Annotated in this window: 10 protein-coding genes; 2 read left to right on the forward strand and 8 right to left on the reverse strand. The window is 50.2% G+C overall.

Annotated features, from left to right (window positions below; translation table 11 throughout):
- Positions 1-17: 17 nt before the first annotated feature.
- Positions 18-1031, reverse strand: a complete 1014-nt coding sequence (locus ACFFK0_RS26680; RefSeq protein ID WP_377473715.1) for an ROK family transcriptional regulator — start codon at positions 1029-1031, stop codon at positions 18-20.
- Between the two features lie 179 nt (positions 1032-1210).
- On the opposite strand from ACFFK0_RS26680, the gene ACFFK0_RS26685 reads away from it, so the two are divergent.
- Positions 1211-1372, forward strand: a complete 162-nt coding sequence (locus tag ACFFK0_RS26685; protein WP_377473717.1) for a hypothetical protein — start codon at positions 1211-1213, stop codon at positions 1370-1372.
- 102 nt (positions 1373-1474) lie between these two features.
- Here the strand turns inward: ACFFK0_RS26685 and ACFFK0_RS26690 are convergent, their stop codons facing one another.
- A complete protein-coding gene (locus ACFFK0_RS26690) occupies positions 1475-2581 on the reverse strand; it encodes a glycoside hydrolase family 88/105 protein (protein ID WP_377473719.1) in 1107 nt (368 codons plus the stop codon).
- Positions 2582-2729: 148 nt separating this feature from the next.
- On the opposite strand from ACFFK0_RS26690, the gene ACFFK0_RS26695 reads away from it, so the two are divergent.
- Entirely contained in the window at positions 2730-3566 is an 837-nt protein-coding gene (locus ACFFK0_RS26695) for an AraC family transcriptional regulator (protein ID WP_377473721.1), read from the forward strand.
- Positions 3567-3571: 5 nt separating this feature from the next.
- Here ACFFK0_RS26695 and ACFFK0_RS26700 read toward each other — a convergent pair whose 3' ends face one another.
- The 6 genes from ACFFK0_RS26700 to ACFFK0_RS26725 form a co-directional block, all read right to left on the reverse strand.
- Positions 3572-5245, reverse strand: coding sequence for an ABC transporter substrate-binding protein (locus ACFFK0_RS26700; protein WP_377473723.1), 1674 nt, complete (start codon positions 5243-5245; stop codon positions 3572-3574).
- A 66-nt stretch (positions 5246-5311) separates the two neighbouring features.
- The gene (locus ACFFK0_RS26705; protein ID WP_377473725.1) at positions 5312-6214 is read right to left on the reverse strand and encodes a carbohydrate ABC transporter permease; all 903 of its coding nucleotides are present in this window, start codon (positions 6212-6214) and stop codon (positions 5312-5314) included.
- 15 nt (positions 6215-6229) lie between these two features.
- Positions 6230-7171: an ABC transporter permease gene (locus ACFFK0_RS26710; protein WP_377473727.1), complete on the reverse strand. Its 942-nt coding sequence runs from the start codon at positions 7169-7171 to the stop codon at positions 6230-6232.
- Positions 7172-7218: 47 nt separating this feature from the next.
- Positions 7219-9396: an alpha-galactosidase gene (locus tag ACFFK0_RS26715; protein WP_377473838.1), complete on the reverse strand. Its 2178-nt coding sequence runs from the start codon at positions 9394-9396 to the stop codon at positions 7219-7221.
- A gap of 226 nt (positions 9397-9622) precedes the next feature.
- Positions 9623-10675 (reverse strand): LacI family DNA-binding transcriptional regulator, encoded by a 1053-nt coding sequence (locus ACFFK0_RS26720; RefSeq protein WP_377473729.1) that lies wholly within the window; start codon positions 10673-10675, stop codon positions 9623-9625.
- A gap of 352 nt (positions 10676-11027) precedes the next feature.
- Positions 11028-11918 carry a carbohydrate ABC transporter permease gene (locus tag ACFFK0_RS26725; protein ID WP_377473731.1) on the reverse strand — a complete coding sequence of 297 codons (891 nt, stop codon included), beginning with the start codon at positions 11916-11918 and terminating at the stop codon, positions 11028-11030.
- Between the last annotated feature and the right edge of the window lie 10 nt (positions 11919-11928).

Raw genomic sequence — 11928 nt, forward strand, 5'->3', positions numbered from 1 at the left:
AGAAGGGATTCTTCGTGCTAACCATCCGTAATCATCAAATTTAGCGCCAAATGCTGCAAACCGGTCAAATAATCCTGTCTCCAATTGCTCATCGTCAGCATCGGCAAATGCTCTAGCGGGAAATACGCCGAGCTTCGGTCCGCGATCTTAGCCAAAAGCGCTTCGTCCACTTCATCATCGCAAAATACGACCGCCCGCGGGTTGAGGATGGCGCCGAACGCGGCGATTAGACGGGCGACGGCATCGATCTGGCCGTCTCCGGCCAACATGATTTTGCGATTGCCCTGCCCCATCTGCAGCGCTTCCCGAAACGATCGGTTATCGTACTGAGGCACGAAAGAAATTTCACCCGAGAACGACGTGCTTCCCCGCACGACATCGCCATTGATCATAATTCCGGAGCCCGGTCCGTTCTGGCCGAAATATAAATAAACCAGCGATTCGTTCTCAATCTCGAAATTCGACGCATAGCCAAGCACCGATGCGTTCATATCATTCTCGACCACGACCGGAATTTGGAACCGGGCTTCGAATTCCCCTTTCAAATCATAGTCAAGGAATTGCTGATACGGCGGAATAAAGATGATTCGCCCGTTATTTACGGAACCGGGCACTCCGATCGCAATCGCACGAAGCCGTGGATATTTCTCGATCAGCTCTTCAATAAGCTCCGCCAGCAGCTCGGTGTCTTGCTGCAATACGCTCGGCTTCGTCCCTTGCTCCTTGATCTCCCCGACACAGGTGAATATCGAGTAACTCGTCTCGTTCTTCTCGATAAAGACGGCCAGCCCCAGCATGTATTCCGGATCGTACGTATACCGCTTTGCCCTCCTGCCGCCGCTGGAATTGTCATCGCCGGTATAGCGGATTTCTCCGTCCTTCTCCATCTGGGCCAGAAACTTGCTGATCGTCGGGAAGCTGATTCCGAGCCGCTGACTGAGCTCCGCTTTCGTAGCGCTGCCCATCATGATGAGCCCCGCGCGGATGCGATGAAGGATCGCCTCCCTCATCTCCTTTGGCTTTATGTACATCGTCATCTGGATCCAAGCCTTTCATCAAGAAGGTGTAGTCACTTATTAAATCAATTTAAAAAGTTAAAACCATCTTAGCAGAAGTTACCGTTACCGGCAACCGATTGCATATCATAGGCATTATCGAATAAAATAAGGATGAAGAATGATATTCATCTTATCAGGGGGGCAGAATAAGTATGGATGATATTTTTTTGATTAAGGACGGTAGAATTGTACGCTGGGACGGGTTAACTTTAGGAGGTACCAAAATTAGCACCGATGAACTCATTGAGTCTTTTGGTCGTAAGGTTCTTGACGAAATCGAACAATTTGGGTTTTACACCATTAAAAAATCTTAACGATACGCCGGATCTTGATCTGCCCTGTTACATATGCGCGCAAAAAAAATCCCTAGTCTTGTCTCTTCTTGGACAAGGACTAGGGATTTTTCCGGTATAACGTTAATCGTTCGAACGCTGAGGCTGAGCCAGACTCATCTCCACGCACATGAGGATGAAGGCGCCTGCGCCGTGCAAATCGTTTTCGCTGGTTGGGCGGGCAATATAGTGAGCATAGTCGCCGATACCGGTGCCGATACAGATCTGGCCGATGATCACATGACCGTTCTCATCGAACTTTAGCGTATCGATGACTCCCTGATATCCCTTCCAAGCATATTGCAAATACTCGGCGTCCAAGCAGCCGAATCGTACGGCTTTGGCGATGGCATGAACATACAGGGCGGAACAGGAAACCTCCAGCCAATTATCCGGCCGGTCTCCCTTGTCCACCACTTGATACCAGAGGCCGGTCGCCGGATCCTGGAATTTCGTCAGAGCGATCAAGAGATCTTGAACAATGCCGACCAGCGTCGCTTTATCCTTGTGATGCTCGGGAAGGTGCTCGAACATCTCCAGCAGGGCTACGGGATACCAGCCGATCGCGCGGCCCCAAAACTCGGGAGCCAGGCCTGTCACGGGGTCAGCCCACTTGGCCGCCTTCGTTTCATCCCACCCGTGATACAGCAGGCCGGTTGTGGGATCCTTCGTATGCTTCTCCATCAGAATAGCCTGATACGTCATCATATCAAAATATTCGGTTTCGCCGAACGCCTTGCCGAACTGAACGGCAATCGGCCCCGCCATATATAAGCCGTCCAGCCACATTTGATTCGGATAATGCTCCTTATGCCAGAATCCGCCCGACGGATTCGTCTTCCACGATTTTAACAGAGGAACGAGGTTGTACAACGCTTTCTTATAGCGTTCATCCCCCGTCTGCTCGTACAGGTTGAACAGGAGCACGCCCGGCTGAATATCGTCCAGCTCATCGGGCTTAAACTTCTTGATGCTGCCGTCGGCGAGCACTTGACTGTCTACCCACCGTTTGAGGTAGTCATAATATTTTTGATTCCCGGTCTCCCTCCAGCATTTCTCCATTCCGGACAGAAACACTCCCTGATGATAGTGAAACCGGTCCGGCGGCAGCATTTCCGGCTCAAATTTGGCCATCAACGCCTCGCAGGCCTTCTCCGCCCATTGAATTGGTGTAAGCGCTACTGACTGCATCTTGTTCATACCTCCTTCTTTTTCTAAGCTCATCTTAGCAAAAGAATATGTACAATATTTGCAGTTTTGAGCGAATTCTTCTTATATTTTGCCGAAATCGAATCGTCAGATATAATGAAAGATATAACGCTTGGAAAGGCGTGGACTCATGGGTGACATTTATTATCATAATGGAGACGGGACCTTCCAGGTATCGTACCGCAAGGCGCTTAGTCACCATATGCCGCTCAACCATTTTCACAGTACGTTCGAAATGTATTATTTGATGTCCGGCAAACGGGCTATTTTCATCAAGGATCGGACAATTGTAATCCATGAAGGAGATATCGTCATTATATCGCCGAATATTTTGCATCGGACCATCAATGCGGATTTGCCTGAGCATGAACGTCTGATCGTGAATATTCATGAGAGCTGCATGGCCTCCGTGAAGGGGACTTATGACGACATTCTGCAGCCTCTGTTTGAGAAGGAGTACTTGATCGTAAAATGTTCCCTGCAAGACCGGCTTTCCATCGAAGCGCTCGCTCAAAGCATACTGCAGGAGGTGCAGCATCAAAGGCCGGGCTTCGACCTCTATGCGCAAACGTCGGTTCTGCAGCTCCTTATCATTTGCTGCCGGCATATTAAACAAAGCAGCATGGAGCCCTTGGAATCCCCAAGCCCCATGCATGAAAGAATTTCGGAGGTTGTCCGTTATATCAACAGCCATTATATGCAGGAGCTGTCGCTCCATCTGCTGGCCGAGACATTTTACGTCAGTCCGTACTACTTAAGCCGTTTCTTTAAAGAAGCGACAGGCTTTACCTTTGTGGAATATGTCAACAGCGTCAGAGTCAAGGAAGCCAAGAAGCTTCTGGAGAGCTCGAAGATGAAGGCCGGCCAAATTGCGAAGAAGGTTGGCTTCGGCAGCGTTACGCATTTTGGCCGGGTATTCAAGTCGGTCACCGGACATTCGCCTTTATTTTATCGGCAGGGCAAATAAGGGGGTTACCTGGTTCCCCAGAGCTCCATTCTTTCCTTCAACAGCCCTTCAAACTGCGCTTCCAGCTTGTGCACGCCGGCTTTCTCCATATCGCTCTGGAACGCATCCCAAATCGCATCGAATTGGTCGGGAGACTTCATGATCATTTCCGGGACGCGTTTCCTCACAATTTCCTGCAGCTTCTTCATAATAACGGCACCGTCCGTATCTTGCGGAATGTTGATTTGCCACGCCGCTCCCCACGGTTTAACAGGAAACTCCGACGCGCTCGGGAATAAATCCCTCCACATCTTGGCGTTATATTTGGACAGCACTTCCTTCTCCGGCGCGGAGTAGCTGTCCATAATTTGCTGTTCGCTCTTGATCGAATACGTTTGTCCTGTCGGGTCTTTCACGCCGTCACCGTAGTAAGGGAACGGATATCCGTATACGCCGATCCCGGTTTTCTTGCCGAACTGCGGATCGTTGGTGCGAGCGGCCATGATCTCAGGCGGGATCACCCGTTTCCCGTTTTCGATCTTGTAATGAACGCCTTCAATGCCCCAGGAATTCAAAATTTGCGCTTCATCCGAGCAGAGCCAATCCAGGAATTTAATAATGGCGACTGGGTCTTTCGCTGATTTCGATATGCTCACGCCTAGAGATGCCGAGTAACCGGCATTCTGGAAATTCCGATTCTTAAAGCTTTCATTCAAGGTGACGGGATACATGCCGTAGGTCAGCTCCGGTTTGCCCGCCTGCTTCAGCGCTTGCTCCGGCTCCGTGTACTGCCACTTGGAATCGATAAGCGCCAGAACACGACCGGAGGCGATCTTCGCTTTATATTGATCGTATTTTTGCGTAAAGCTCTCCTGGTCCAACAGCCCTGTCGCGTACATATGGTTCAGCCATCTGAAATATTCCTTCTCTTCCGGACGCGTAAAGTGGAATACCGGCTTCTTCGTCTTATCGTCAATGTACCATTCGCCGTCATCGGAGCCGCCTGTGGCGAATAACGCCGGGTTCGTCACACTTTGGGCGATTCTCCAATCTTCCGCAATGAGCGTGAGACCGATGGTCGGCTGGCCGTTTACCGTCGGGTGCTTCTCTTTGTAGGCTTTAATAGCGCTCTCAAAATCCTTCAACGTCTTTATGCTCGGATAATTCAGCTCCTTCACGACCTGATGCTGAAGCATGAACCCGTCCTTCGGCTCCCACTGCTGTTCATTCACACCGTAGGTTCCCAAGTAATAGATGGCGGGATCTTCTTTACTCCACTTCAACCGATCCAAGTAAGGGCCGTACAGCTTCTTAATATTCGGACCGTATTTCTCGATGAGCGGAGCAAGATCGATAAGCGCCCCGGCATCGACAAGCATATTGACTTCGTTCTTGGCAAAGATCAAATCCGGATACTCGCCGCTTGCCGCCATCAAAGCGATTTTTTCTTTCGGATCGCCTACGGGATAATCGATGTTCAATGTAACGCCGGTAAGCTCCGTAATCTTCTTCCCCACCGGACTTTGCATATTCTCGTAGTTCGAATTCATATCGGCGCTGAACATCGTGAAGGTAACAGGCTTCTTGTCCCCTGCCGCCGTCTCGCCATTGCTATCCTCGGAGTTCTTGTTTGTACATGCGGTTGCGGCCATCATGACCACCGCAAGAAGAGCCGCCCCCCACTTTCTCTTCATGCCCATACGCATAACCTCCCTAGTTCATATGTGTATGTAGTAACAGAAGATCTCTGTTAGTACCGAATCCAATCAGCTCTTTACGGCGCCGAGCGTCAAACCTTGGACGAAATATTTTTGCAGGAATGGGTATACAAGCAGGATAGGCAGCGTAGCTACAATCGTAATTGCTGCTCGAATAGACTCCGGCGACACTCTTGTCGACAAGGCCGGATTGCCGCTTCTCGCCAGATCGGCGCTGCTGCTCCCCGCTGTCGTGTTGGCCAATATTTTCATAAGCTCGTACTGAAGCGTCGTTAACGAGGCTTTGCCGCTGTTGTACAAGTAGGTGTCAAACCAGGAATTCCACTGGCCTACGGCGATGAACAGCGCTACCGTGGCAAGTACGGGACTGCACAGAGGCAAAATAATTCGAAGATAGATCGTCAAATCGTTAGCCCCGTCGATTTTGGCGGATTCCTGCAAGCTGTAAGGCAATCCGTCGATGTAGGAACGCACCACAAAAATATTCCATGCGCTCACGATCCCCGGCAAAATGTATACCCAGAAGTTGTTCATCAGGTGTAAGTCTCTCATCAGCATGTAGCCCGGGATGAGACCGCCCGAAAAGTAGAGCGTGAGGACGAATAAGAGCGAAAGCTGCTTTCTGGCAATAAAGTCCTTTCGGCTGAGCACGTAGGCGACTGTCGCAGAGCTAAAGACGCCTAGCAGCGTGCCGATGACGGTACGCAGTACGGAGTTCTGGAAAGCCACGATCAAATTGTTATACATGAAAATTTCCTTGTAATTATTCCATGTGAAGGAGCGAGGCCATAAATAGATGCCTCCCCTTACCGTATCCGTCGCATCGTTGAACGATATGGCAAGTACGTTCCAGAACGGATAAAGAGTGACAATTCCCACCGCTATCATGAATAAGTAGAGAAAGCTATCAAATACGATATCTTTCACTCGCCCGCTCATTCTAGCCCCCATGCTTCCACCTCCTTCTTAAAATACGCTCTCTTGAGTCCAACGCTTGAAGAGCCGGTTGGCCAGCAGCAGCAGCGTAATGCTGACGATCGTGTTGACGATGCCGATAGCCGTGCCGTACGAGAATCTGCCTAGCTTGATCCCGTAATTCAGCACATAAAGATCCAGCACTTGGGAATAATCTTGAACAATCGGATTGCCGAGCAGGAATTGTTTTTCGAATCCGATACTGGTCAGCCAGCCGATGGACAAGATCATCATGATCATGATGGTCGAACGGATCCCGGGCAGCGTAATGTGCCAAATTCGCCTGATCCTGCCCGCACCGTCCACTTTGGCCGCATCATATAGCTCCGGATCGATCCCGGAGATGGCAGCCAAATAAATGATCGAGCTCCAGCCCATTTCCTTCCACAGATCCGATAACGTAACGATCCCCCAGAACCACTCCCCGATCGCCAGAAACTGAATCGGCTGATCGATGATATGAAGGGTCAGCAAAATGGCGTTGACCGTTCCGCCGTCTACCGCCAGCATTTTCGTAATCAAGCCTGCCACGACGACCCAAGATACAAAATGCGGCAAATAGGAGATCGTCTGCATCGTACGCTTGAACGCAACCACTCGAATTTCATTCAGCAGAATCGCGAAGATGATCGGGGCGGTATAGCCGGCTGCAAGCCCCATGAAGCTCATAGCCAAGGTATTTCTTAAGACCAGGTAAAATTGCGGATCCGAAAATAACTGAATAAAGTTGTCCAGCCCCACCCACTGCTGCTCGCTGAAAGGCACGCCCGGGCGAAACTTTTGAAACGCCATCACCCAGCCCCAGAGCGGAACGTAGTTAAAAACAATGATCCAGCATGCAAAAGGCAGCGACATCAGAAATAAATATTTTTGATCCAGCGCTAGCGACCATACGGATCGCCTTTTTAATTGTTTTTCGGAAGATGTGATCATCGTTGAATCTCCAGCCAACCCCATTCAACCCCTTTCATGTGCTGCTGTCATACCATTAGGTGGATGCACATGCTTGCAAAGTCGCCTTTCAGGCCAGGTATCGCAAGCCCCGCGTACATCAGCCGGTCGCCGCTGACCTTCTCCTTCGTATCCGCCAGCTGATAGATATAATCCGGCTGCAGCCCTTGCAGCTTCAGCTTCGCAGACGGCATATTGGCTTCCGCCAATACCCGGAAATAAAACACCAGGGCTTCCTTCCGGTCATCAGAGACGAACATCCAGGAGGTCGAATTCCCTTCAAACGGGCTAAGGAGCCGGTAAAATTCCCCTCTTTGCACTAACGGTCGGTGCCGTTTGTAGCTCTCCACCTGAAATCGAACGATTTCCTTCTCTTCGTCCGTCAGCTTCGTCAAATCAAGCTCGTAGCCAAAGTTGCCGGACATCGCCGCGTGGCCTCTGGTCATGAGAGGCGTAATGCGGCCTACTTGATGATTCGGTACCGCCGACACGTGGGCGCCAATCGAACCGGCGGGGTAAACGAGGCTGAGCCCGTATTGGATTTTCAACCGTTCGATCGCATCCGTATTATCGCTCGCCCAAGTTTGCGGCATATAATACAGCATTCCCGGATCGAACCGGCCGCCGCCGCTGGCACAATTCTCAAATAGGATGTGAGGGAAACGGGCCGTTAAACGCTCAAGCAGCTGATACAAGCCCAGAACGTAACGGTGGGCGGTCTCCTGCTGCCGCTCCGGCTCACGGCCGGCCGAGCCGATCTCCGTCAAGCCGCGATTCATATCCCATTTGACATAAGTCACCTGGGCTCTTATGAACACATCGCTTAACGCCTCGAAGATGTAGTCCACAACCTCTTGTCTGGAGTAATCGAGCACGAGCTGCGTCCGCGCTTCCGTCCGGCGGCGCCCCTCCGCATGCAAGCACCAGTCCGGGTGATTTCGATACAAATTGCTGTCGGGGGAAATCATTTCGGGTTCCACCCACAGCCCGAACTGCGGTACGTGCTTTTGGATGCGGTTGGCCAGATCCTTCAAGCCAAGCGGCAGCTTATCACGATGCTCCACCCAGTCTCCTAGCGATGTTTTATCGTCATCGCGCTTGCCGAACCAGCCGTCATCCAGGACGAACAGCTCAATCCCCAGCTCTCCTCCTACTTTGGCGATTTCCTCCAGCTTATCCGCATCAAATTGGAAATATGTCGCCTCCCAGTTGTTGACCAGAATCGGACGATTCTGATCGCGGTACGCCCCTCTGCAAAGCCGTGTTCTATACAAGCGATGATAGGTTCTGGACATCTCCCCAAGTCCTTCCCGGGAATACGCCATAACGACTTCAGGGGTTTGAAGCTTCTCCCCGGGCAGCAACTTCCAAGAGAAATCAAATGAATTGATTCCAACCGTAACACGCGTCGTATTCATGGAATCGACTTCAGCATCGATCGAAAAATTGCCGCTGTACACAAAGCTGAATCCGTAAACTTCACCGTATTGTTCATTGGCAGCAGGAGAGACAAGAGCGAGAAAAGGATTCAGCTGATGACTGCTCATGCCTCGGCGGCTTTCAATTCTTAACGTGCCGGGGTTCAGCCTGCTGCGCCGAATCGTCGCTTCTCTCGTCCACGCCCCCGACAAATATACCGCATCGTATTCCCCGCCCTGGAAATCAACACTCGCGCTGTGAGCCCGGAGAAGTTTAAGCGTTTTCACTCCTTTGTTAAGAAAGCGCGCTGAACGGATGATCACATCGAACTCGGCGAAAACCGTATAAGAGAGCACGACGTTCAAGCCCGAATAAGCATCCTCGAGCTCAAGCTCCAAGGTCATCGCTTCGGAATCGCTTTCCACATACGTTGCCGGCAGCCCGGATAGCGGCTGCTTCCCATTGTACAGCCGAAACGTTTGGTACGTTAGCTCCGTTATTCGACTTCCGTCCTCAAGAAGCGCTTGGTAAGCCGGATTTCTAAAATCGCCGGAACCGTACTGCGGATATTCCTGCGGAAGCCTATCCAGGTTCGTTTCGTTAGCGAAATTCGGAAGGATCGCTTGTACTTCAATGGGAGCTTGCAGCCTCGCCCCCCAATATACGTGAAGAGGATAGCCCAAGGGATGAATTTGTATCATATAGCTGCTGTTCTTCGAGTGTAGGTGAAACCACCCTTCCTTCTCATTCACGTCTATAAGCTCGTTCCAGGTTTCCGTAATGTCCATCGTTTGCACGCTTATGACTCCTTTTTCTATTCAGGTTTGATGATCTTGTCACCTTCATTCTAACATCATATTAACTAACTTGTAAATAACGTTTTTCTATATATATTCACTTTTTGTTAGCCACAATCGCATAACGTTTTCTTTTTTTGTTTGCAATGGCTCAACCAGATTTTGGGGATAAGAAAAGAGAGGCCTCCGCTCGGCCTCCCGCACATGCACTCCATATTTAAATTTTTCTGACAGACTGTCGGAGAAGTAAATCCCCATGAATTAATACTTTTTCGAACGGGCGGTCCGGGTGCTCGAGTCTTTGCCTGAGGATTTCTACCGCACGAATGCCCATCAATTGATTAGGCACATTCACGGTCGTCAACTGAGAGAAATCATCGATATCCGCAGCGTTATCAAATCCCGTGACGGAAATATCCTCGGGCACTTTCATATTCCGCTGCTGTAATATCCGAATCATCACATTGGCATAAAAATCGTTAGCGCAAACAAAAACAGTCGGCAGCTCATCTCGGTCAATCAGAAGATCAACATGCTTTTCCAGCCATCCGGCTGCATCTTCATCGTTCGCAATGAACGGATCTTCCGCCGGAGGCAGTGGCAGCCCGTTCTCTTCCAAAATCATTCGGAAACCTAGCCATCTGTCATGGAAGCTTCGCGAATAGGCAGGGGGACCGACAAAACGCATACGGGTATGCCCCATCGTATACAGATGCGTTGTCAGCTTTCGTAACGAGTCGTAGTTATTCATCAGGACCGAATCGCAGGGAACCAAAGAATCTTCATGATCGACCAAAACAATCGGAATGTCTGAATTTCGAATCTCCAGTAACAACGGCCTTGCGATATAACCGATTCCGATAAGCCCTAAGATAGCGTCGGGATTAATGATTTTCGTTAGTCCTTCGGCATTATGCTCCGTAAGCATCAATATCCGTGTACCCAGCTTTTCCAGCTCGGAAGATACGCCGCCAATGATTTTCCCCCAAAAACCTGTTTTACTATCTTGAAACCGGACGTTTGGCATCAGGATCATGACCGTATTCCGATCCCCTTTGCCGCTTGCATCGAAATCTCCGGTTTGCTTTACCTGTTTAGCGGACGGCAGCGAATGGGCAATCCGGTAACCTAATGCCGCTGCCGTTTGCATGATTTTGGCGCGAGTTTCCTCGCTTACGCCGCTCTTTCCCGATAACGCCTGGGATACAGCAAATTTGGAAACACCCAATTGATCCGCGATTAGCTGCATCGACACTTTTTTTGTCTTCACTGCTTACTCACTCCATACGTAGGCTTCTCCTCCTATATTAGCACACCGTCTCTATGTTTACCTAACAAAAGAGGACGTCTATCAATCATGCATTTGAGCTTACTGAGAATTGTTGTTCAGCACTTTCGCACGGCTGTGGCGTATTCGAAATCCGCTTGGCGCACGGCATACACGGATGATTTCCGGCTTTTTCTCGCTTCCGTTAGCAACAGAGGAAAAACGATCAGATATTCACAGCATAACATTTAACGAAAGTTAAGCTAACAGATTTCACAAAATATATTAACTTTCCGAATAAAAACAAACTCCTATGTTCCGGAAAGAACTTGGGAGTTTGTTTGTCGTTAACGTATCAGCCCTTCACAGCCCCGATCGTCATCCCCTTCACGAAATACTTCTGGAAGAACGGATACGCGATGAGGATCGGGACAACGGCAATGACCGCGATGGCCATTCGGAACGTTTCGCTGGGCAGCTGGGCAACCTTCTCGCCTGCGCTCGCGCTCAGCTCACCGTTGCTGGCGAGAAACTGAATATCGCTCATAATTCGGTTCAGCACATTTTGCAGACTGAACAGTTGCGGATCGGTAACATAGATTAATCCGTTGTTCCAATCGTTCCAGTAAGCCAGCCCTTGAAATAAACCGACCGTAGCGAGAATCGGGAGCGACAGCGGCAGGACGATTTTGTAATACATCTTGAATTCCGACGCTCCGTCCATACTAGCCGATTCGAGAACAGGTACGGGGATGGTCGTCATGAAGAAAGTCCGCATCAGAAGTACGTTGAAGCCGTTCATCAGCAGCCCCGGCACGATAAGCGCCCAGAGCGTATTCTTCATTTCCAGGAGCTGTGTATAAACCAAGTACGTGGGGACAAGGCCTCCGTTAAATAATAAGGTAAAGAACAGAACGAATGCGAAGAACGTCCCCCCCGGCAAATCGCGGCGCGAGAGCGGATAGGCCAGCATCGATGTGATCGCCAAGCTCGCGGCTGTCCCCACGATCGTGATCAGAACGGTGATCCCATAAGCGTTAAATACAAGCGATGATTGCTCCCATAAATATTCGTAGGCCGACATGCTGAATTGCTTCGGAAAGAAGGAATAGCCGTTCTGCACAATGGTTGTCTCATCTGTGATGGAGGACATCAGGAGCAGCACAAACGGAAGCAGGCAGCTTAGAGAAAATAAGATCATCACCGTATGAGCGGCCCACTGCCAGGCAAGATTTTCTTTATTCATGGTGATCCCC

Origin of the sequence: Paenibacillus chartarius (assembly GCF_042432825.1) — a bacterium.
GTDB classification, from domain to species: domain Bacteria; phylum Bacillota; class Bacilli; order Paenibacillales; family NBRC-103111; genus Gordoniibacillus; species Gordoniibacillus chartarius.